The organism is Acidovorax soli (assembly GCF_014207955.1).
Classification (GTDB): Bacteria; Pseudomonadota; Gammaproteobacteria; order Burkholderiales; family Burkholderiaceae_C; genus Acidovorax; species Acidovorax soli_A.
In genome coordinates, this window is record NZ_JACHLK010000007.1 from 98,423 (window position 1) to 119,827 (window position 21,405).

Below are 21,405 nucleotides of genomic sequence, written 5' to 3' on the forward strand. Positions count from 1 at the left end.
GGCGCGCGGTGACCGAGGCTTTGCAACACACCACCGTCCTGCTGGAGGAGGCCGTGGACGCGCTGCTGGGTGGCGCGGGTCCCGAGCCGTCCGGCACCTTCGTGGATGCCACCTTCGGGCGCGGAGGGCATTCGCGCCGCATCCTGCTCAGGCTGGGGCCAGAGGGGCGCCTTGTGGCATTCGACAAGGACCCGGAAGCCATCGCCGAAGCAACGCGCATCTACGATGCGCGTTTTTCCATTCGGCACGAAGGATTTCGCCACCTCGGCGAGCTGCCTGCCGGCAGCGCCGCCGGGGTGCTGATGGACCTGGGCGTGAGCTCGCCCCAGATCGACAGCCCCGAGCGGGGCTTCAGCTTCCGTTTCGATGGTCCCCTGGACATGCGCATGGACACCACGCGCGGTGAAAGCGTGGCCCAGTGGTTGGCAACGGCCGAAGTTCAACAGATTGCGGAGGTGATACGTGACTACGGTGAAGAACGGTTTGCTGGCCCCATTGCAAAGGCGATTGTTGCGTGGCGCCAAGAGCGGGGCCCTCTTGCAACCACCGGTGAACTGGCCAGTCTCGTGGCTGGCGCGGTCAAAACCCGCGAGCCGGGCCAGAACCCTGCAACGCGCACATTTCAGGCTCTTCGGATTTTCATCAACGCCGAGCTTGAAGAGCTGCAACAGGCGCTAGAGGCCAGCCTCTCGGTGCTGCAGCCGGGTGGGCGTCTGGCCGTGATCAGCTTCCATTCGCTCGAAGACCGCATCGTCAAGCAGTTCATCGCCAAGCACTCCAAGGAGGTCTACGACCGCCGTGCGCCGTTCGCCGCGCCCCAGGCCATGAAGCTGGTGGCGCTCGACCGCATCAAGCCCGGCGAGGCCGAGGTGGCTGCCAACCCGCGCGCGCGCAGCGCCATCATGCGCGTGGCCGAGCGCACGGAGGTGCCTGCATGACGCGGTTGAACCTGGTGCTGCTGCTGGCGGTACTGGCGAGTGCACTGTTCCTGGTGCACACCCAGTACCAGTCGCGCCGCCTGTTCACCGAACTCGACCGTGCCACGGTCGAGGCGCGCCGCCTCGAAACCGAGCACCAGCGCCTGCAGGTGGAAAAGCGCGCCCAGGCCACGCCGCTGCGCGTGGAGAAACTCGCGCGCGCGCAGCTGCAGATGCGCACGGCCACGCCGGCCATCACCCAGTACGTGTCCGATCCGGCCGGGGTGACGGCCGTGGCTGCGACGACCTCGCCATCGGCCGCGCCGGCCGCGGCCTCGGGGGCGCAGCCATGAGCCGCAGCGTCCTGTACACCTCCAGCCCGCTGCTGGCCAGCAAGACGCCGGTCTGGCGCAGCAAGTTCATCGTGGCCATGATCGCGCTCGGCTTTCTGGGCCTCGGTGCGCGGGCTGCGTACGTGCAGGTGTTCGGCAATGCCTTCTTCCAGCGCCAGGGCGAGGTGCGTTTTGCGCGCACCCTGGAGATGCCGGCCAACCGCGGCAAGATCCTGGACCGCAACGGCCTGATCCTGGCCTCCAGCGTGCCGGCGGCCAGCATCTGGGCCATCCCCGAGGACGTGGAGCAGGACCAGCCCGAGGTCAAGGCCAAGATGAAGCAGCTGGCCAAGCTGCTGGAGATGCCGCTGTCCGAGCTCAATGCCAAGCTGGCCGACGAAGACAAGACCTTCGTCTGGATCAAGCGCCAGCTCGACTGGGATGTGGGCCAGCAGATCGCGGCCCTGGGCATCAAGGGTATCTACCAGCGCAAGGAATACAAGCGCCAGTACCCCGAGGGCGAGGCCGCTGCCCACGTGGTCGGCTTCACCAATGTCGAGGACCATGGCCAGGAAGGGATGGAGCTGGCCTTCAACAAGGAGCTGGCGGGCAAGGCCGGTTCGCGCCGCGTGATCAAGGACCGCCTGGGCCGCGTGGTCGAGGGCGTGGGCGAGACCGTGCCCCCTGTGGACGGCCGCGACATGCAGTTGTCCATCGACAGCAAGGTGCAGTTTTTCGCCTACCAGAAGCTGCGCGACCAGGTCACGGCGCACAAGGCCAAGGCCGGCAGCGTGGTGGTGCTCGATGCGCACACCGGCGAACTGCTGGCCCTGGCCAACTACCCGAGCTACGTGCCCGACAAGCGCCAGAACCTCACGGGCGAGCAGTTGCGCAACCGCGCGCTGACCGACGTGTTCGAGCCCGGCTCGACCATGAAGCCCTTCACCATCGGCCTGGCGCTGGAGAGCGGGCGCGTGCGCCCCGAGACACCGGTGGACACCAACCCGGGCCGCATCACCATCACCGGCTCCACGATCTCGGACACGCACAACTACGGCCTGCTCACGGTCGAGGGCGTGATCCAGAAATCGAGCAACGTGGGCACCACCAAGATCGCCATGCAGATGCCGGCGCGCGAGATGTGGGAGACCTTCTCGGCCGCCGGCTTCGGCCAGAAGCCGCAGATCGGTTTCCCGGGCGTGGTCAGTGGCAAGCTGCGGCCCTACAAGACCTGGCGCCCCGTGGAGCAGGCCACCATGTCCTACGGCTACGGCCTGTCGGCCAGCCTGTTCCAGATGGCGCGTTCGTACACCGTGTTCGCCAATGGCGGCCGGGTGATCCCGGCCACCATGTTCAAGACCGACGAGCCCGCCGTCGGCGTGCCCGTATTTTCCGAACGCACGGCCGACCAGGTGCGCAAGATGCTGCAGATGGCCGCCGGCCCGGGCGGTACCGGCCAGAAGGCCCAGACCCTGGGCTATTCCGTGGGCGGCAAGTCGGGCACGGCGCGCAAGCAGGTGGGCAAGAACTACGCCTCGGGCAAGTACCGTGCCTGGTTCACGGGCATGGCCCCCATCGACAAGCCGCGCATCATCGTGGCGGTGATGATCGACGAGCCGAGCAACGGCGTGTTCTACGGCGGTGCCGTGGCCGCGCCTGTTTTCAGCGAGGTCGTGCAGCAGACCCTGCGCATGATGGGCGTGCAGCCCGACATGGCCGTCAAGCCCCAGATCGTGGCCAACCCGGTGGAGGAGTCCCTGTGACCCAGGTGCTGCATTCCTCCCGCGATGCCGTGCAGTGGCTGCGCAGCCGCGTCACCGGCACGCTGCAGACCGACAGCCGGCTGATCGGCCCGGGCGATGGCTTCATCGCCTGGCCCGGCGCGGCCACCGATGGGCGCGCCCATGTCGCCGACGCCCTGGTGCGGGGCGCCACGGCCTGCCTGGTCGAGCAGGCGGGTGTGAACGCGTTTGCCTTCGAGGGCGATCACATCGCGGCATTGCCAGGCCTCAAGGCCGCCACGGGCCCCATTGCTGCTGAATGGTTCGGCCGTCCCGCAGACCGGCTCGACGTGCTGGCCGTGACCGGCACCAATGGCAAGACCAGCACCGCCTGGTGGCTGGCGGACGCCCTGAACCGGCTGGCCGGCAAGGGCTGTGCCGTGGTGGGTACCCTGGGCATGGGGCGCCCGCCCGCGCTGGACTACACCGGCATGACCACGCCGGACCCCGTGCGCCTGCAGCGCGCCTTCGCGCAGTTTGCGGACGAGGGCCTCGCGGCCTGCGCCATCGAGGCCTCGTCCATCGGCATCGCCGAGCGGCGCCTGGACGGCACGCGCATGCGCGTGGCGGTGTTCACCAATTTCACGCAGGACCACCTCGACTACCACGGCAGCATGGCCGACTACTGGCTGGCCAAGCGCGAGCTGTTCGGCTGGAACGGCCTGCAGGCCGCCGTGGTCAATGTGGATGATCCGGCCGGCGCGCAGTTGCATGCCGAGCTGGGGGGCACGGCCCTGGACCTGTGGAGCATTGCCCTCGACGCCGATGCACGCCTTGTCGCGCGCGACGTGGCGCTGGGGGAGCAGGGCCTGCGCTTCACCGTGACCGAAGGCGCCGCGCAGCAGGTGCTGCAGACCCGCGTGATCGGCCAGTACAACATCCTGAACCTGCTGGGTGTGCTGGCCACGCTGCGCAGCCTGGGCGTGCCTTTGGCCGATGCCGTGGACGCCTGCAGCCATCTGCAGCCCGTGCCGGGCCGCATGCAGCGCCTGGTGGCGCCGGGCCAGCCGCTGGTGGCCGTGGACTATGCCCACACGCCCGATGCGCTGGACAAGGCGCTGCGCGCACTGCGCCCGCTGGCCGCCGAGCGTGGCGGCCGGCTGTGGTGCGTGTTCGGCTGCGGTGGCGACCGCGATGCCGGCAAGCGCCCGCTGATGGGGGCCGTGGCGCAGCAGCAGGCCGACCAGGTGCTCGTGACCAGCGACAACCCGCGCAGCGAAGACCCCGCCACGATCATCCACCAGATCCTGCAAGGCACGATCGCCGGCGCCTCCGTGCAGCCCGAGCCCGACCGTGCTGCCGCCATTGCCGCCGCCATCGGCCAGGCCGATGCCCTGGATGTGGTGCTGATCGCCGGCAAGGGACACGAAGACACCCAGGAGACCGCGGGCGTGCGCCTGCCGTTCTCCGACATGGCCCATGCGCAAGCCGCGCTTCAGTCCCGAGGAGCCCGCACATGGGCATGACGACGATGATGATGAACCTGCGCCAGGCGCATGCCCTCATCCACGAGCGCATCGCTGCGGCGCGCCTGGTGGGGGACGGCGACACGGCCGTGCAGCGCGTGCACACCGACACCCGCACGCTGCAGGCGGGCGACCTGTTCGTGGCGCTCAGGGGCGAGCGCTTCGATGCCAATGCCTTCCTGGACCAGGCCCGCACCGGTGGCGCTGCCGCTGCTGTCGCGCATGGCGGCCTGGAGGCGGCGGGCCTGCCCGGCATCGAGGTGCCTGACAGCCTGACGGCCCTGGGCGCCCTGGCCACGGGCTGGCGCGCGCAGCTGCGCCTGCCGCTGATCGGCGTGACCGGCAGCAACGGCAAGACCACGGTGACGCAGATGGTCGCGTCCATCCTGCGCGCCTGGCAGGGCGATGCGGCCTTTGCCACGCAAGGCAATTTCAACAACGACATCGGCGTGCCGCTGATGCTGCTGCGCCTGCGCGGTGCGCACCGCGCCGCCGTGATCGAGATGGGCATGAACCACCCTGGCGAGATCGCCGTGCTGGCCGCCATGGCCCAGCCCACGGTGGCGCTGGTGAACAACGCGCAGCGCGAGCACATGGAGTTCATGCACACTGTCGAGGCCGTGGCGCGCGAGAACGGGTCCGTATTCGCGGCGCTGCCCGCCGATGGCGTGGCCGTGTTCCCGGCGGGCGATGCCTTCACGCCGCTGTGGCGCGAACTGGCCGGCGGCCGCCGCTGCCTGGCCTTCGGCGAAGGCGGCGAGGTGGTTTGCACATCGGCCGAATGGACGCAGGGCGCCTGGTCCGTGCAGGTGCAGACGCCCGCCGGCGCGCTGGAATGCCGCCTGCAGATCGCCGGCCGCCACAACGTCACCAACGCCCTGGCTGCGACGGCCTGCGCCCTGGCTGCGGGGGCGCCGTTGGCCGCCATCGCCCGGGGGCTCGATGCCTTCGCACCGGTCAAGGGCCGCTCGCGCGCCTTCAGCGTGCAGCACGCCGGGCGCGAGATCACCGTGGTGGACGACACCTACAACTCCAACCCCGATTCGCTGCAGGCGGCCATCCAGGTGCTCGCGGCCTTGCCGGGCCCGCACCTGCTGGTGGTGGGCGACATCGGCGAAGTGGGGGCGCAGGGGCCGCAGTTCCACACCGAGGCAGGCAGCCAGGCCAAGGAGGCGGGCATCGCTGCGCTGTATGCGCTGGGCACGCTGTCGGCACACACGGCGCGCGCCCATGGCGCCGCCACGCATTTCGAGAGCATGGAGCAACTGCAGTCTGCAGTCTGCGCCGCACTGCCCAGCGTGGGCAGCGTGCTCGTCAAGGGTTCGCGCTTCATGAAGATGGAGCGGGTGGTGGAGGCCATTGCGGCCGCCACGGTCCCGCAAGCAACACAACAAGAACAAGGAAAGTCCGAGGGAAGCCATGGCGCCACACATTGATACGACGAACGCCCGCCCGGTGCGGTGCCTGCCGCAGGGAGGTGCCGCATGCTGCTGATCCTGTCGCAATGGCTGCAGGGGCTGTCGCCCGAACTCGGCTTCTTCCGCGTGTTCCAGTACCTCACCTTCCGTGCGGTGATGGCCGCGCTCACGGCGCTGATGATCGGCCTGGTGGCTGGCCCCAAGGTGATCCGCGTGCTCACCTCGCTCAAGATCGGCCAGCCGATCCGCGGCTACGCCATGCAGTCGCACCTGTCCAAGAGCGGCACGCCGACCATGGGCGGCGTGCTGATCCTGCTGTCGATCGCGATCTCCACGCTCCTGTGGTTCGATCTGTCCAACCGCTTCGTGTGGATCGTGCTCATCGTCACCATGGGCTTTGGCGCCATCGGCTGGGTCGATGACTGGCGCAAGGTGGTGAACAAGGACCCCGAAGGCATGCGCTCGCGCGAGAAGTACTTCTGGCAGTCCGTCATCGGCCTGATCGCGGCCGTCTACCTGGTGTTCAGCATCTCCGAAAGTTCCAATGCCAAGGTGTTCGAGCTGTTCCTGACCTGGGTGCAATCGGGTTTCTCGCTGGACCTGCCGCCCAAGGCCGGCCTGCAGCTGCCCTTCTTCAAGGAGGTGAGCTACCCGCTCGGCGTGCTCGGCTTCGTGATCCTGACCTACCTGGTCATCGTGGGGTCGAGCAACGCCGTGAACCTGACCGATGGCCTGGACGGCCTGGCCATCATGCCGGTGGTGATGGTCGGCTCGGCCCTGGGGGTGTTCGCCTACGTCACGGGCAGCTCGGTCTACTCCAAGTACCTGTTCTTCCCCAACATCCCGGGGGCCGGCGAGCTGCTGATCTTCTGCGCCGCCATGGCCGGTGCAGGCCTGGCCTTCCTGTGGTTCAACGCCCACCCGGCCCAGGTGTTCATGGGTGACGTGGGCGCGCTGGCGCTGGGCGCGGCCCTGGGCACCATTGCCGTCATCGTGCGCCAGGAGATCGTGCTGGCCATCATGGGCGGCATCTTCGTGGTCGAAGCCCTGTCGGTGATGCTGCAGGTGACCTGGTTCAAGTACACCAAGAAGCGCTACGGCGAAGGCCGCCGCCTGCTCAAGATGGCGCCCTTGCACCACCACTTCGAGAAGAGCGGCTGGAAGGAGACCCAGGTGGTCGTGCGCTTCTGGATCATCACCATGCTGCTGTGCCTGATCGGCCTGTCCACGCTCAAGCTGCGTTAGCCCTGCCATGACGACGAACACGCCCCACGATCCCCACGCCAGCGGCCCGGTGCCCGGCGACCACTTGCCCGCAGCGGCCGGTGGAGAGGAGGTGCGCGTGCCCGAGGCCGTGCACGACACCCCGCCTGCTGAGGATGCCGAGGTGGCAACGCCCACTGCGGCGCAAGCCGCTGCCCCCGATTCCGTGGACAGCCTTTTGCCTGCAGAGGACGCGCCCGCTGCCGATGCCCCAGAGCATGCCGACACCGACCCGCCGGCTGGCGTGGCGCCTGGCGCCTCCGTGCAGGACGAACCCACTGCGGCTGCGCCCGTGGCGCAGCCCGCCGACGGCTATGTGGCACCGGCCATCTCTGCCGCCAAGGCGGCCGCCGACTTCGTGGCGCAGATCTTTGCCGAGGTGAATGCGCCCGAGACGCCCGAGCCTTCGCCGCTGCTGGCCGCGTCCGTGGACGCGCCCGAGGGCGCGGCCGAGCCGGCGCAACCCCAGGGCCGTCCGGGCGAGGGCATGCGGCCCTACGAGGGCAAGCACTTCCTGGTGCTGGGCCTGGGCGCCTCGGGCCTGGCCATGGCGCGCTGGTGCGTGCGCTGCGGCGCCAGTGTCACCGTGGCCGACACACGCGAGGCACCGCCCCAGCTGGCGGTATTGCAGCAAGAGCTGCCCGGCGTGCGCTTTGTCTCCGGCCCCTTCGACGCCAGCCTGGTCGAAGGCGCTGCCGGTGTGCACGCCGTCTACCGCTCGCCCGGCCTGAGCCCGGCCACCGTGGCGCCCGTGTGGGCGGCAGCACAGGCCGTCGGCCTGCCCACGGGCGGCGAGCTGGGCCTGTACGCCGCGGCGCTGCAATTCCTGCGCGCTTCGCACGGTTACGCGCCGGCCGTGCTGGCCATCACCGGCACCAACGGCAAGACCACCGTCACCTCGCTCACCGGCCAACTGGTGGAGCGTGCGGGCAAGACCGTGGCTGTGGCCGGCAACATCGGCCCCACGCTGCTCGACACCCTGGCCGGGCACATTGACGCCGAGACCCTGCCCGAAGTCTGGGTGCTCGAACTCTCCAGCTTCCAGCTCGACGGCGTGGCCGGCTTCGAGCCCACGGCGGCCACCGTGCTCAACATCACGCAGGACCACCTGGACTGGCATGGCGACATCGGTGCCTATGCGGCGGCCAAGGCGCGCATCTTCGGCGACACGGCCCTGATGGTGCTCAACCGCGAAGACCCCACCGTCATGGACATGCTGGGCACGGCGTCTGCCGCTGCAGCCCAGGCGGCACAGGCCGCCTCGGGCAAGCCGGCCCAGAGCGCGCGCAGCAAGCAGCCCGTGAAGGTGCCGATGCGGGAGCACCTGACCTTCGGCATCGACATGCCCCGGCGCCCCGGCGACTTCGGCATCGAGACCGTGGGCAGCATCCCCTGGCTGGTGCGCGCGCACGAAGCGGACGAAACCCGCAAGCGCAGCACCCGCCGCCGTGCGGTTGCACCCGGCCAGGGCGGTGATGCCGCCACGGCTGTGCCGCTGGACGAGGACGAACTGCACATCCAACGCCTGATGCCGGCCGACGCGCTGCGCATACGCGGGCGCCACAACGCCTCCAACGCGCTCGCGGCCCTGGCCCTGGCGTCGTCGGCCGGCTGCACACTGTCGGCCATGCTGTTCGGTCTGCGCGAGTACCGGGGTGAGCCGCACCGCGTCGAGCCCGTTGCGCTGATCAACGGCGTGGAGTTTTTCGACGACAGCAAGGGCACCAATGTCGGCGCCACGGTGGCTGCGCTCAATGGTCTGGGCGCCGACCGGCGCATCGTGCTCATCCTGGGTGGCGACGGCAAGGGGCAGGACTTTGCGCCGCTGGCCACGCCCGTGGCGCGCTATGCACGCGCGGTGCTGCTGATCGGGCGCGATGCCCCGCTGATCCGCACGGCCCTGCAGGATGCGGGCGTGCCGCTGCTCGATGCTGCCACGCTGCCCGAGGCCGTGCACCAGGCCGCGCAGCGCGCGCATTCGGGCGATGCGGTGCTGATGTCGCCTGCCTGCGCCAGCTTCGACATGTTCACGGGCTACGAGCACCGCGCACGCGTGTTCTGCGAAACCGTGCTGGCCATGGCGCACGATGCCGGCCAAACCCTGGAGGGCATGTGATGGCTGCGACCGCCAACGCCCCCGTGGGCCTGCAGCAACGCCTGGCCGGCTGGCTGGGCCGCCTCACCGGCAAGGCCGGCGAGGTGCTGCCGGTGCGCGTGGGCGGCACGGAGTACCGCCAGTCCACGACCACGCCCGCGAGCGTGCTCGGGTTCGACCAGGCCCTGCTGTGGGTGGTGGTGGGGCTGCTCGCCTGGGGGTTGGTGATGGTGTATTCGGCTTCCATCGCCATGCCGGACAACCCGCGCTTTGCCAACTATGCGCCCACGCATTTCCTCACCCGCCACATGATGTACCTGGTGGTGGGCTTCGTCGCGGCGCTGCTGGCCTTCCAGGTGCCCATGAAACTGTGGGAGCGTGCGGCGCCCTGGCTCTTTGTGGCGGCGCTGCTGCTGCTGGTCGCGGTGCTGATCCCGGGCGTGGGCAAGGTGGTCAACGGCGCCCGGCGCTGGCTGTCGATCGGTCCGGTGGGCTTCCAGCCCTCCGAGGTCGCCAAGTTCGCCGTGCTCATCTATGCCGCCGACTACATGGTGCGCAAGATGGAGGTCAAGGAGCGCTTCTTCCGCGCCGTGCTGCCCATGGGCGCCGCCGTGGCCATCGTCGGCGTGCTGCTGCTGGCCGAGCCGGACATGGGCGCCTTCATGGTGGTGGCCGTGATCGCCATGGGCATCCTGTTCCTGGGCGGCGTCAATGCCCGCATGTTCTTCCTGATCGCCGGTGTGCTGGTGGCCGCCTTCGGCCTCATGATTGCCAGCTCGCCCTGGCGGCGCGAGCGTGTGTTCGCCTACCTCGATCCGTTCAGCGAGCAGCATGCATTGGGCAAGGGCTACCAGCTCTCGCATTCGCTCATCGCCATCGGCCGCGGCGAGATCTTCGGCGTGGGCCTGGGCGGCAGCGTCGAGAAGCTGCACTGGCTGCCCGAGGCGCACACCGACTTCCTGCTGGCCGTGATCGGCGAGGAGTTCGGCCTTGTGGGCGTGCTGGTGCTCATCGTGCTCTTCCTGTGGATGACGCGCCGCATCATGCACATCGGCCGCCAGGCGATTGCCCTGGACCGCGTGTTCGCGGGCCTCGTGGCCCAGGGCGTGGCGATCTGGCTGGGCTTCCAGGCCTTCATCAACATGGGCGTGAACCTGGGCGCGCTGCCCACCAAGGGGCTGACCCTGCCGCTCATGAGCTTCGGCGGATCGGCCATCCTGATGAACCTGGTGGCGATTGCGGTCGTACTGCGGGTGGATTACGAAAACAAGCACCTCATGCGCGGAGGCCGCGTATGAGGGGATTGTTTCAACAAAACAAGCATCGCATTGCGCAAGCAATGCCAGACGCGCAGCGTCTGATGAGGGGAGGCCGGGTATGACGTCTCCCAGGACAGCACTGATCATGGCCGGCGGCACCGGCGGCCATATCTTCCCGGGCCTGGCCGTGGCCGAGGAGTTGCGCGCGCGCGGCTGGCGCGTGCACTGGCTGGGTGCGCCCGGCAGCATGGAGTCGCGCATCGTGCCGCCGCAGGGCTTTGCGCTGGAGACCATCGACTTTTCGGGCGTGCGCGGCAAGGGCCTGGTCACATTGGCCTTGCTGCCGCTGCGCCTGCTGCGCGCCTTCTGGCAGGCACTGCAGGTGGTGCGCCGCGTGAAGCCCGACGTGGTGGTGGGCCTGGGCGGCTACATCACCTTCCCGGGCGGCATGATGGGCGTGCTGTGCGGCAAGCCCCTGGTGCTGCACGAACAGAACTCGGTGGCCGGCATGGCCAACAAGGTGCTGGCCGGCGTGGCCGACCGGGTGTTCACCGCGTTTCCCGATGTGTTCAAGAAGGGCCGGTGGGTGGGCAATCCGCTGCGCGCTCCGTTCACGCGCCAGGCCGAGCCGGCAGAGCGCTTTGCCGGCCGCAGCGGCCCGCTGCGCCTCTTGGTGGTGGGCGGCAGCCTGGGCGCGCGGGCGCTCAACGAGATCGTGCCCCAGGCCCTGGCCCTGATTCCGGCCGAGCGCCGCCCCGTGGTGCTGCACCAGAGCGGCGCCACCCAGATCGACGCACTGCGCGCCAACTACGCCGCTGCCGGGGTCGAGGCCGAGCTGACCCCCTTCATCGACGACACCGCCACTGCGTTTGCGCAGGCCGACATCATCGTCTGCCGTGCCGGCGCAAGCACCGTGACCGAGATCGCCGCCGTGGGCGCGGCCGCCCTGTTCGTGCCCTTCCCCTCGGCGGTCGACGACCACCAGACCACCAACGCCCGCTTCCTCGTGGAGGCCGGGGGCGGTTGGCTGGTGCAGCAGCGCGAGCTCACGGCCCAAGGCCTGGCCGCGGTGCTGAGCAACACAGAGCGCCCGGAGCTGCTGCGCCGGGCCACAGAAGCCAAGAAGATGCAAAAGAACCACGCCACCCACGAGGTGGTGACTGCCTGCGAGGAGCTTGCAACACCATGAAGCACGCCATTCGCCACATCCATTTCGTAGGCCTCGGGGGCGCTGGCATGAGCGGCATCGCCGAGGTGCTGTTCAACCTGGGTTACCGTATCTCCGGCTCGGACCTGGCCGACAGCGCCACCCTGCGCCGCCTGCAGGGCCTGGGCATCAAGACCTGCCTGGGCCATGCGGCCGCGCACATCGACGGTGCCGACGCCGTGGTCACCTCCACCGCCGTCACGGCCGACAACCCCGAGGTGCTGGCCGCGCGCGACAAGCGCATCCCCGTGGTGCCGCGCGCGCTGATGCTGGCCGAACTGATGCGCCTCAAGCAGGGCATCGCGATTGCCGGCACGCACGGCAAGACCACCACCACCAGCCTGGTGACCAGCGTGCTGGCCGAGGCGGGGCTCGACCCCACCTTCGTGATCGGCGGGCGCCTGAACAGCGCAGGCGCCAATGCCAAGCTGGGCAGCGGCGACTACATCGTGGTCGAGGCCGACGAGTCCGATGCTTCGTTCCTGAACCTGCTGCCCGTGATGGCGGTCGTGACCAACATCGATGCCGACCACATGGAGACCTACGGGCACGACTTCGGCCGGCTCAAGGGCGCCTTTGTCGACTTCCTGCATCGCATGCCGTTCTACGGCACGGCCATCCTGTGCGTGGACAGCCCGGCCGTGCGCGAGATCCTGCAGAGCGTGACCTGCCCGATCACGAGCTACGGTTTCTCCGAAGACGCCCAGGTGCGTGCCGTCAACGTGCGCGCCGAGGCCGGGCAGATGCGCTTCACCGTGCAGCGGCGCAACGGCGTCACCTTGCCCGATCTGGAGATCGTGCTCAACCTTGCCGGCGAGCACAACGTGCTCAACGCGCTCTCGGCCATTGCCGTGGCGGTGGAGCTGAACATCCCCGATGAGGCCGTGCAGCGCGCGCTGGCGGGCTTCAAGGGCGTGGGTCGGCGCTTCCAGAGCTACGGCGACCTGCCTGCCAAGGAGGGCGGTCGCTTCACCGTGATCGACGACTACGGCCACCACCCGGTGGAGATGGCGGCCACGCTCGCTGCGGCGCGCGGCGCCTTCCCCGGCCGGCGCCTGGTGCTGGCCTTCCAGCCACACCGCTACAGCCGCACGCGCGACTGCTTCGAAGATTTCGTGAAGGTGATCGGCAACGCCGATGCCGTGCTGCTCACCGAGGTCTATGCCGCCGGCGAGGCGCCCGTGGTTGCGGCCGACGGCCGGTCGCTGGCCCGCGCGCTGCGCGTGGCCGGACGCGTGGAGCCGATCTTCGTGGACGAGGTGGCCGACCTGCCCCAGGCCATTGCCGACAACGCGCGCGACGGTGACGTGGTGATGTGCATGGGCGCTGGCTCCATCGGTGCCGTGCCGGCCAAGGTGGTGGACCTGCTGCAGAACAACGACAACCCGGGTACTACCAAGGCGCTGACCGGGAGCGCGACATGACGATGACAACGAAACTGGGTTCCAACGTGGATGTGAAGGCACTGGGCAAGGTCGCCGTGCTGATGGGCGGCGCTTCCGCCGAGCGCGAGGTGTCGCTGATGTCCGGCACCGGGGTGCTGCAGGCCCTGCGTTCGCGCGGCGTCGATGCGCATGCCTTCGACCCTTCGCAGAACGACCTGGGCGAGCTGCGCCGCGATGGCTATGCGCGCTGCTTCATCGCGCTGCATGGTCGCCACGGTGAAGACGGCACCGTGCAGGGCGCGCTCGAGCTGCTGCGCATTCCCTACACCGGGCCGGGCGTGATGGCATCGAGCATCGCGGTGGACAAGATCATGACCAAGCGCATCTGGCGCGCCGAAGGTCTGCCCACGCCGGACTGGCGCCTGGTGGGCAGCGTGGCGGAGACCGCGGACGCGCTGGCGGCGCTGGGCGCGCCGATGATCGTCAAGCCCTCGCGCGAGGGCTCGACCATCGGCCTGACCAAGGTGACTTCGCCCGAGCAGTGTGCCCAGGCCTACGCGCTGGCTTCGCGCTACGACCCCGAGGTGCTGTGCGAGCAGTTCATCGCGGGTGAGGAGACCACCTGCCCGATCCTGGGCGAGGGCGCCGCGGCCTATGCGCTGCCGGTGATCCGCATCGTCGCGCCCGAGGGCAACTACGACTACCAGAACAAGTATTTCACCGACGTCACGCAGTACCACTGCCCAAGCGGCCTGCCAGAGGCCGAGGAGCGCGAGATCCAGCGCCTGGTGGTGGCGGCGTTCCGCTCGCTCGGCTGCCGCGGCTGGGCGCGCGCGGACATCATGATCCGCGCCAGCGACCGCCAGCCCTTCCTGCTGGAGATCAACACCTCGCCCGGCATGACGGGCCATTCGCTCGTGCCCATGTCGGCGCGTGCGTCGGGCATCAGCTACGAGGACCTGTGCGTGGGGGTGCTGGCCAGCGCCACCATGGACACCCCCGCCGGCAGCACCTTGGGGACCTGATGAACAACACGCTGCCCGCACCGCTGGACGTCAAGCTCATGAACATGACCGCATCGGTCCTGTTCGTGGGCTGCGCCATGCTCGTGCTGGCAGCGGGCGCGTGGTGGGTGCTGCGCTACCCGGGTTTTGCGATCGCCCGCATCGTGGTGCAGGGCGAGCTGGTGCACAACAATGCCGTCACGCTGCGCGCCAACGTGGCGCCGCACCTGGTGGGCAATTTCTTCACGGTGGACCTGCGTGCTGCGCGCGCGGCCTTCGAGCAGGTGCCCTGGGTGCGCAAGGCTTCGGTGCGGCGCGAGTTTCCGGGCAGCCTGCATGTGTCGCTGGAAGAGCACGATGCCGTGGCGTACTGGGGGCCCGAGTCGGGCTCGGCCATGGTCAACACCCAGGGCGAGGTGTTCGAGGCGAACGTGGACGATGTGGAGCAGGACGGACTGCCGCGCCTGCAGGGGCCGAGCGGCACTTCGGGCGAAGTGCTGCAGATGTATGGCCTGCTGCAGCCGGTGTTCGAGCCGCTGGGGATGGATGTGGAAGAGCTGCTGCTGACCGGTCGTGGCGGCTGGCGTGCCACGCTGGACACAGGGGCCGTGGTGGAGCTGGGCGGCGGCACGCCGACCGAGCTGGTGGCGCGGGCCAAGCGCTTTGCGCGCACCCTGACCCAGGTGGCTGCCCAGTACAAGCGCCGTGTGGACGCACTCGAATCGGCGGACCTGCGGCATGCGGGGGGCTATGCACTGCGGCTCAAGGGGGTGACCACGACCGAAGCGGCTGCGGCCGCTGCACCACGGAGGTAGCCACATGGATGCAATGACGACGACGCAGCGGGCAGCGCAGAACAACGAAGGGCAGTGACGGAATATGGCAAGAGAATACAAAGACGTGGTGGTCGGCCTGGACATCGGCACGGCGAAGATCATGGCCGTGGTTGCCGAAGTCCTGCCCGGCGGCGAACTCAAGCTCGCCGGCCTGGGCGTGGCCCCGAGCAATGGCTTGAAGCGCGGCGTGGTGGTCAACATCGACGCCACGGTGCAGAGCATCCAGCAGGCGCTCAAGGAAGCCGAGCTGATGGCCGACTGCAAGATCCAGCGCGTCTACACCGGCATCACGGGCAGCCACATCCGCGGCCTCAACTCCAGCGGCATGGTGGCCGTCAAGGACAAGGAGGTCACCTCGGCCGACGTGGCGCGCGTGGTGGAGACGGCCAAGGCCATCAACATCTCCTCCGACCAGCGCCTCCTGCTGGTGGAGCCGCAGGAATTCGTGATCGACGGGCAGGACGTGAAGGAGCCCATCGGCATGAGCGGCATCCGCCTGGAAGCCAAGATCCACATCGTGACCGGGGCACAGAGCGCAGCCGAGAACATCATCAAGTGCGTGCGCCGCTGTGGCCTGGAGGTGGAGCAACTGCTGCTCAACCCGCTCGCATCGAGCCAGGCGGTGCTGACCGACGATGAGCGCGAGCTCGGCGTGGTGGTGGTGGACATCGGCGCCGGCACGACGGACGTGGCCATCTTCACGGGTGGCGCCATCCGCCACACAGCCGTGATCCCGATCGCGGGCGACCTGATCACCAGCGACATCGCCATGGCGCTGCGCACGCCCACCAAGGATGCCGAGGACATCAAGGTCGAAAGCGGCTACGCCAAGCAGCTGCTGGCCGACCCCGAGAGCCAGGTCGAGGTGCCCGGCCTGGGTGACCGCAGCCCGCGCATGCTGAGCAAGCAGGCGCTGGCCGGCGTGATCGAGCCGCGCGTGGAAGAGATCTTCTCGCTGGTGCAGCAGGTGATCCGCGAGTCGGGCTACGAGGAGGTGCTGTCCTCGGGCATCGTGCTCACGGGCGGCAGCGCCGTCATGCCCGGCATGATCGAGTTGGGTGAGGACATCTTCCTCAAGCCCGTGCGCCGCGGCATTCCCAAATACGCCAGCGCCCTGTCCGACATGGTGGCCCAGCCCCGTGCCTCGACCGTCATGGGCCTGCTCGAAGAGGCGCGCCTGGCGCGTCTGCGGGGTTTCAAGGTGGCTCAGAAGAGCGGCTCCATGAAGACGGCCTTCGGTCGCTTCAAGGACTTCATCGTGGGGAACTTCTGATGCGGCATTTCCACCACCACAGTCCCGCCCGTGCCGGCCCCCGAATGCCCGGCGGGCGATGGCGATGTACAGGACCGCCATGCCACAGCCCGCACCCAGAGACAGTTTTTCACATTTGGCCAATGCATACGAAGACAGAATCAGGAGTTCCAACATGACCATCGAAATGATCGAAGCCGAAACTTTCAACCAGGGCACCCAGATCAAGGTGATCGGCGTGGGCGGTGGCGGCAGCAACGCCGTCGAACACATGATTGCCCGCGCCGTGCAGGGCGTGGAATTCGTCTGTGCCAACACCGATGCGCAGGCGCTCACGCGCAGCTCCGCGCACAGCGTGATCCAGTTGGGTGCCAGCGGCCTGGGGGCCGGCAGCAAGCCCGACAAGGGCCGTGATGCTGCAGAAGCGGCCGTGGAGGACATCCGCGCGGCCATCGATGGCGCACACATGCTGTTCATCACCGCCGGCATGGGCGGCGGCACGGGCACCGGCGCTGCACCCGTGATCGCACGCATCGCCAAGGAGATGGGCATCCTCACCGTGGGCGTGGTCACCAAGCCCTTCGAATGGGAAGGCGGCCGCCGCATGGCCAATGCCGACAACGGGCTGGCCGAACTCGAAGCCAACGTCGATTCGCTGATCGTCGTGCTCAACGAGAAGCTGCTCGAAGTGCTGGGCGACGACATCACCCAGGACGAGGCCTTTGCCCATGCCAACGACGTGCTCAAGAACGCCGTGGGCGGCATTGCCGAGATCATCAACGAATACGGCCAGGTGAACGTCGACTTCGAAGACGTGCGCACCGTGATGGGTGAGCCCGGCAAGGCCATGATGGGCACGGCCACGGCCAGCGGCCCTGACCGCGCGCGCATTGCGGCCGAGCAGGCCATCGCCTGCCCGCTGCTCGAAGGCATCGACTTGTCGGGCGCCAAGGGCGTGCTGGTGCTGGTCACGGCCAGCAAGGGCAGCCTGAAGCTGTCCGAGTCGCGCCTGGCGATGAACACCATCAACGCCTACGCGTCCAAGGATGCGCATGTCATCTTCGGCGCCGCCTACGACGACACCCTGGGTGACGAAATCCGCGTGACCGTGGTGGCCACCGGCCTGTCGCGCCAGAACGCACGCCGCCAGCCCATCTCGGTGGTGCAGGGCGGCCTGCGCACCGGCACCGACAACATGGCCTACCAGATCCCCGTGGCAGGTGCCCCGGGCGCGATGGGCAACGCCATGGGCGCGGCCGTTCCTGGCCTTGCCGGCGCCGGTGGCGCCCAGGCCGACTACGGCAGCATGTCGGTGCCCAGCGTCTGGCGCACCAACCGCACGCAGGCCGCGGCCCGCGTGGACGCGCTGTCCTCGGGCGGCATGGACGACCTCGAAATCCCGGCCTTCCTGCGCAAGCAGGCAGATTGAACTCAGGGGTGAAGGGGCTGCCCGACGGCCCCTGAGTCTTCTCCAAGGGGCCTTCGGGCCCCTTTTTCATGGGCCTGGGCGCGGTGGTCCTATTGCAAGCGGGGTTGGGCCTGCCCTTTTACAATCGGGGCATGCTCCAGCAACGCACCCTCAAGACCTTGACCCGCGCCGTCGGCGTGGGGTTGCACAGTGGCCAGCGGGTCGAGCTGACCCTGCGGCCGGCCCAGCCCGACACCGGCATCGTGTTCCGCCGGGTCGACCTGCCGCAGCCGGTGGACATTCCGATCCGCGCCGATGCGGTGACCGATACGCGCCTCGCATCGACCATCGGGGTGGGCAGCGCCAAGGTGCACACTGTGGAACACCTGATGTCGGCCTGTGCCGGCCTGGGGCTCGACAACCTCTATGTGGATATCACGGCCGAAGAGGTGCCCATTCTCGACGGCTCGTCGTCCTCCTTCGTGTTCCTGCTGCAGAGCGCGGGCATCGAACTGCAGAATGCGCCCAAGCGCTTCATCCGCATCAAGCGGCCCGTGGAAGTGCGCGAGGGCAGTGGGGCCCAGGCCAAGTGGGCGCGCCTGACCCCCTACCACGGCTACAAGCTGAGCTTCGAGATCGATTTCGACCACCCCGCAGTGGATTCCACCGGCCAGCGCGTGGAGTTCGACCTGGGGTCGGGCAATTACAGCCGCGACATTGCGCGCGCGCGCACCTTCGGCTTCACGCGCGATGTGGAGATGATGCGCTCCAACGGCCTGGCCCTGGGCGGCGGGCTGGACAACGCCATCGTGATGGACGACTACAAGGTGCTCAACAGCGACGGCCTGCGCTACGACGACGAATTCGTCAAGCACAAGATCCTCGACGCCATGGGCGACCTGTACATCATCGGCCAGCCCCTGCTGGCCGCCTACAGCGCCTTCCGCTCGGGCCATGCGATGAACAACCTGCTGCTGCGCGAGCTGCTCTCGCAGCCCGATGCCTGGGAAGAAGTCACCTTCGAGGACGAGCGCCAGGCACCGCGCGGCTTCGCACAACCCGCGCGCGCCTGGTAAGCCGGCGGCCCCATGCTGCTGTTTCGCTGGGTCGTCATGGCGCTGCTGCTGGCGGCCGCCGTATCCTTTGCCTTCTATGCGGGCACAGGCCAGCCGCACTACAAGCGCTGGGGCCTGGTGGTGCTCAAGTGGACGGTCATCGCTGCGGTGTTCTTCTTCGCCGTAGTCCTCATCGGGCGCATCTGAATCAGGCACCCGCTGAGTCGCTTCGCGCCTTCACCCCTCTCTCGACCCGCTGTGCGGGTCGGGAGGGGGACGCCCCCAGCGCGGCGGGGCGGCCCTTGCGCGGGGGCACTGGCCTTGGCCGCGCCAGTTGCATGCTCTGCGGACGAGACCGCCATGCATCATGGGAACTGAATAGCGCGCTCAGCAGGTGTGGCTATACTGGCGCCTGCTCCGGGGTGTGCGAAAGCGCTGAGATGCAAAGGGCCTGATGGTGGATCCGTCAGGCGGCCTGCGAACCCGACGAACTTGATCCGGTTCATACCGGCGGAAGAAGAGCCGACCTTCATGCCTGCGCGCGCGCACGCCTTTTCTAGGCTGCCTGGGTGGAGCATGCCGTCCATGCGCCAGGTCCTGGCGCGCGTGCGGGGCGCAGGTCCATTCCGGAGCAATTCCTTTTTGCCACCGGAACCTGGAGACCTGCCCCATGAATGCACCCGATCCCCTTGCCCGCGAACAATTCGCCGAGCTGCTGGCCGCAACGCGTGAGCCCTTTCCGGCCTCGCGCAAGGCCTACCTGCCTGGCCAGCTGCACCCCGATCTGCGCGTGCCCGTGCGCGACATCGCGCTGACCAACGGCGAGCAGGTCAGCGTCTACGACACTTCGGGCCCCTACACCGACCCCAACGCCGTGATCGATGTGCGCCGTGGCCTGGCCAGCGTGCGCGGTGGCTGGATCGCCGGCCGCGGCGATACCGAGGCCTACGAAGGCCGTGCGCCCCTGGCGCTCGACGACGGCCAAAGGAGCGAGGACGTCGTGCGCCTGGCCCAGCTGCGCGCCGAGGCCGCGGCCCTGCAGCGCCAACCCCTGCGCGCGCGCAGCGGCGCCAACGTGACGCAGATGCACTATGCGAAGAAGGGCATCATCACGCCCGAGATGGAGTACGTGGCCCTGCGCGAGAACGGCAAGCGCGAGTGGATGGCGCAGTACCAGGCCGATGCGGGCCGCGAGCGGCGCCTGGCGGGCAACCCCATGGGGGCCAGTATTCCGCGGGTCATCACGCCGGAGTTCGTGCGTGACGAGGTGGCGCGCGGGCGCGCCATCATCCCCGCCAACATCAACCACCCCGAGGTGGAGCCCATGGCCATCGGGCGCAACTTCCTCGTGAAGATCAACGCCAACATCGGCAACTCGGCCGTCACCTCCAGCATCGAGGAAGAGGTCGAAAAGCTGGTCTGGGCCATCCGCTGGGGCGCCGACAACGTGATGGACCTGTCCACCGGCAAGAACATCCACACCACGCGCGACTGGATCGTGCGCAACAGCCCCGTGCCCATCGGCACCGTGCCGATCTACCAGGCCCTGGAGAAGGTGGGCGGCGTCGCCGAGGACCTGACTTGGGCGATCTTCCGCGACACGCTGATCGAGCAGGCCGAGCAGGGCGTGGACTACTTCACCATCCATGCCGGCGTGCGCCTGGCCTACATCCACCTCACCGCGGCGCGGCGCACGGGCATCGTCTCGCGCGGTGGCTCCATCATGGCCAAGTGGTGCATGGCGCACCACCGCGAGAGCTTCCTGTACGAGCACTTCGAGGACATCTGCGACATCATGAAGGCCTATGACGTGTCTTTCAGCCTGGGCGACGGCCTGCGCCCGGGCTGCGCCTCGGACGCCAACGATGAGGCCCAGTTCGCCGAGCTGCACACCCTGGGCGAGCTCACGCAGACGGCCTGGAAGCACGACGTGCAGACCATGATCGAGGGCCCGGGCCATGTGCCCATGCACATGATCCAGGCCAACATGACCGAGCAGCTCACAACCTGCCACGAGGCGCCGTTCTACACCCTGGGCCCGCTGACCATCGACATCGCACCGGGCTATGACCACATTGCCTCGGCCATCGGCGCGGCCATGATCGGCTGGATGGGCACGGCCATGCTGTGCTATGTGACGCCCAAGGAGCATCTGGGCTTGCCCGACCGCGATGACGTCAAGCAGGGCATCATCGCCTACAAGATCGCCGCGCACGCGGCCGACGTGGCCAAGGGCCATCCGGGCGCCCGGGCGCGCGACGACGCGCTGAGCCAGGCGCGCTTCGACTTCCGCTGGCAGGACCAGTTCAACCTGGGCCTGGACCCGGAGACGGCCCAGGAGTACCACGACGAGACCCTGCCCAAGGACAGTGCCAAGGTGGCGCACTTCTGCTCCATGTGCGGGCCCAAGTTCTGCTCCATGAAGATCACGCAGGAAGTGCGCGATTTCGCCGCCAGCAAGGGGCTCGCCGAAGGGCAGGCGCTGGCCTCCGGCATGCAGGACAAGGCGGCGGAATTCCAGCGCACCGGGGGGCAGCTGTACGTCCCCTTGACGCCGGTCAAATAAGCACGGCTACTGCCCCCGCAGTTCCGCTGCTGGGGGCGGGCAGGGCGGTACATACCCTCTGCGGCAGAGCCGGTGGGCGCGCATACAGTCGCGCCCACACAGGCGCCAAGGGGACAACTGGCCCTGTGGCACCAAAGTTGCTATGCTGTAGTTGTCAAAAA

Annotated in this window: 17 protein-coding genes and 1 riboswitch; all 17 genes read left to right on the forward strand. The window is 68.6% G+C overall.

Annotation, left to right across the window (positions count from 1 at the left end; all coding sequences use genetic code 11):
• Positions 1-8 precede the first annotated feature (8 nt).
• The gene (gene rsmH / locus HNP48_RS18020) at positions 9-938 is read left to right on the forward strand and encodes a 16S rRNA (cytosine(1402)-N(4))-methyltransferase RsmH (RefSeq protein WP_184859498.1); all 930 of its coding nucleotides are present in this window, start codon (positions 9-11) and stop codon (positions 936-938) included.
• Positions 935-1,270: a cell division protein FtsL gene (ftsL, locus tag HNP48_RS18025; protein ID WP_184859500.1), complete on the forward strand. Its 336-nt coding sequence runs from the start codon at positions 935-937 to the stop codon at positions 1,268-1,270. The genes rsmH and ftsL overlap by 4 nt, the downstream gene beginning before the upstream one ends.
• Positions 1,267-3,012, forward strand: a complete 1,746-nt coding sequence (locus HNP48_RS18030) for a penicillin-binding protein 2 (protein ID WP_184859502.1) — start codon at positions 1,267-1,269, stop codon at positions 3,010-3,012. The genes ftsL and HNP48_RS18030 overlap by 4 nt, the downstream gene beginning before the upstream one ends.
• Positions 3,009-4,496: a UDP-N-acetylmuramoyl-L-alanyl-D-glutamate--2,6-diaminopimelate ligase gene (locus tag HNP48_RS18035; RefSeq protein WP_184859504.1), complete on the forward strand. Its 1,488-nt coding sequence runs from the start codon at positions 3,009-3,011 to the stop codon at positions 4,494-4,496. The genes HNP48_RS18030 and HNP48_RS18035 overlap by 4 nt, the downstream gene beginning before the upstream one ends.
• Positions 4,487-5,932 (forward strand): UDP-N-acetylmuramoyl-tripeptide--D-alanyl-D-alanine ligase, encoded by a 1,446-nt coding sequence (gene murF / locus HNP48_RS18040; protein WP_409362566.1) that lies wholly within the window; start codon positions 4,487-4,489, stop codon positions 5,930-5,932. The genes HNP48_RS18035 and murF overlap by 10 nt, the downstream gene beginning before the upstream one ends.
• Before the next feature lie 48 nt (positions 5,933-5,980).
• Positions 5,981-7,159 carry a phospho-N-acetylmuramoyl-pentapeptide-transferase gene (mraY, locus tag HNP48_RS18045; protein WP_184859506.1) on the forward strand — a complete coding sequence of 393 codons (1,179 nt, stop codon included), beginning with the start codon at positions 5,981-5,983 and terminating at the stop codon, positions 7,157-7,159.
• 7 nt (positions 7,160-7,166) lie between these two features.
• Positions 7,167-9,293, forward strand: a complete 2,127-nt coding sequence (murD, locus tag HNP48_RS18050; protein ID WP_260420280.1) for a UDP-N-acetylmuramoyl-L-alanine--D-glutamate ligase — start codon at positions 7,167-7,169, stop codon at positions 9,291-9,293.
• The gene (gene ftsW / locus HNP48_RS18055; protein WP_184859508.1) at positions 9,293-10,570 is read left to right on the forward strand and encodes a putative lipid II flippase FtsW; all 1,278 of its coding nucleotides are present in this window, start codon (positions 9,293-9,295) and stop codon (positions 10,568-10,570) included. The genes murD and ftsW overlap by 1 nt, the downstream gene beginning before the upstream one ends.
• Before the next feature lie 79 nt (positions 10,571-10,649).
• On the forward strand, positions 10,650-11,720 hold the full coding sequence (gene murG, locus HNP48_RS18060) for an undecaprenyldiphospho-muramoylpentapeptide beta-N-acetylglucosaminyltransferase (protein WP_184859510.1): 1,071 nt from the start codon (positions 10,650-10,652) through the stop codon (positions 11,718-11,720).
• The gene (murC, locus tag HNP48_RS18065) at positions 11,717-13,162 is read left to right on the forward strand and encodes a UDP-N-acetylmuramate--L-alanine ligase (RefSeq protein WP_184859512.1); all 1,446 of its coding nucleotides are present in this window, start codon (positions 11,717-11,719) and stop codon (positions 13,160-13,162) included. The genes murG and murC overlap by 4 nt, the downstream gene beginning before the upstream one ends.
• On the forward strand, positions 13,159-14,148 hold the full coding sequence (locus tag HNP48_RS18070) for a D-alanine--D-alanine ligase (protein WP_184859514.1): 990 nt from the start codon (positions 13,159-13,161) through the stop codon (positions 14,146-14,148). The genes murC and HNP48_RS18070 overlap by 4 nt, the downstream gene beginning before the upstream one ends.
• Complete coding sequence (locus tag HNP48_RS18075) at positions 14,148-14,942, forward strand: cell division protein FtsQ/DivIB (RefSeq protein WP_184859516.1); 795 nt, start codon at positions 14,148-14,150, stop codon at positions 14,940-14,942. The genes HNP48_RS18070 and HNP48_RS18075 overlap by 1 nt, the downstream gene beginning before the upstream one ends.
• 64 nt (positions 14,943-15,006) lie before the next feature.
• Positions 15,007-16,236 carry a cell division protein FtsA gene (ftsA, locus tag HNP48_RS18080; protein ID WP_184859518.1) on the forward strand — a complete coding sequence of 410 codons (1,230 nt, stop codon included), beginning with the start codon at positions 15,007-15,009 and terminating at the stop codon, positions 16,234-16,236.
• Positions 16,237-16,390: 154 nt separating this feature from the next.
• Positions 16,391-17,644, forward strand: a complete 1,254-nt coding sequence (gene ftsZ / locus HNP48_RS18085; protein ID WP_184859520.1) for a cell division protein FtsZ — start codon at positions 16,391-16,393, stop codon at positions 17,642-17,644.
• A gap of 131 nt (positions 17,645-17,775) precedes the next feature.
• Complete coding sequence (gene lpxC / locus HNP48_RS18090) at positions 17,776-18,699, forward strand: UDP-3-O-acyl-N-acetylglucosamine deacetylase (protein ID WP_184859522.1); 924 nt, start codon at positions 17,776-17,778, stop codon at positions 18,697-18,699.
• A gap of 12 nt (positions 18,700-18,711) precedes the next feature.
• On the forward strand, positions 18,712-18,885 hold the full coding sequence (locus tag HNP48_RS18095; RefSeq protein ID WP_184859524.1) for a hypothetical protein: 174 nt from the start codon (positions 18,712-18,714) through the stop codon (positions 18,883-18,885).
• A 201-nt stretch (positions 18,886-19,086) separates the two neighbouring features.
• Positions 19,087-19,214: riboswitch (TPP riboswitch) on the forward strand.
• A 134-nt stretch (positions 19,215-19,348) separates the two neighbouring features.
• Positions 19,349-21,244 (forward strand): phosphomethylpyrimidine synthase ThiC, encoded by a 1,896-nt coding sequence (thiC, locus tag HNP48_RS18100; RefSeq protein WP_260420281.1) that lies wholly within the window; start codon positions 19,349-19,351, stop codon positions 21,242-21,244.
• Positions 21,245-21,405: the final 161 nt, after the last annotated feature.

Excerpts from the sequence above, each read along its gene's own strand:
- murG (WP_184859510.1), top strand. The coding sequence starts at position 10,650 with ATGACGTCTCCCAGGACAGCACTGATCATGGCCGGCGGCACCGGCGGC.
- ftsZ (WP_184859520.1), top strand. The coding sequence starts at position 16,391 with ATGACCATCGAAATGATCGAAGCCGAAACTTTCAACCAGGGCACCCAG.
- ftsA (WP_184859518.1), top strand. The coding sequence starts at position 15,007 with ATGGCAAGAGAATACAAAGACGTGGTGGTCGGCCTGGACATCGGCACG.
- murF (WP_409362566.1), top strand. The coding sequence starts at position 4,487 with ATGGGCATGACGACGATGATGATGAACCTGCGCCAGGCGCATGCCCTC.
- ftsL (WP_184859500.1), top strand. The coding sequence starts at position 935 with ATGACGCGGTTGAACCTGGTGCTGCTGCTGGCGGTACTGGCGAGTGCA.
- HNP48_RS18095 (WP_184859524.1), top strand. The coding sequence starts at position 18,712 with ATGCTGCTGTTTCGCTGGGTCGTCATGGCGCTGCTGCTGGCGGCCGCC.
- lpxC (WP_184859522.1), top strand. The coding sequence starts at position 17,776 with ATGCTCCAGCAACGCACCCTCAAGACCTTGACCCGCGCCGTCGGCGTG.
- murD (WP_260420280.1), top strand. The coding sequence starts at position 7,167 with ATGACGACGAACACGCCCCACGATCCCCACGCCAGCGGCCCGGTGCCC.
- murC (WP_184859512.1), top strand. The coding sequence starts at position 11,717 with ATGAAGCACGCCATTCGCCACATCCATTTCGTAGGCCTCGGGGGCGCT.
- ftsW (WP_184859508.1), top strand. The coding sequence starts at position 9,293 with ATGGCTGCGACCGCCAACGCCCCCGTGGGCCTGCAGCAACGCCTGGCC.
- HNP48_RS18030 (WP_184859502.1), top strand. The coding sequence starts at position 1,267 with ATGAGCCGCAGCGTCCTGTACACCTCCAGCCCGCTGCTGGCCAGCAAG.
- HNP48_RS18070 (WP_184859514.1), top strand. The coding sequence starts at position 13,159 with ATGACGATGACAACGAAACTGGGTTCCAACGTGGATGTGAAGGCACTG.
- mraY (WP_184859506.1), top strand. The coding sequence starts at position 5,981 with ATGCTGCTGATCCTGTCGCAATGGCTGCAGGGGCTGTCGCCCGAACTC.
- HNP48_RS18075 (WP_184859516.1), top strand. The coding sequence starts at position 14,148 with ATGAACAACACGCTGCCCGCACCGCTGGACGTCAAGCTCATGAACATG.
- thiC (WP_260420281.1), top strand. The coding sequence starts at position 19,349 with ATGAATGCACCCGATCCCCTTGCCCGCGAACAATTCGCCGAGCTGCTG.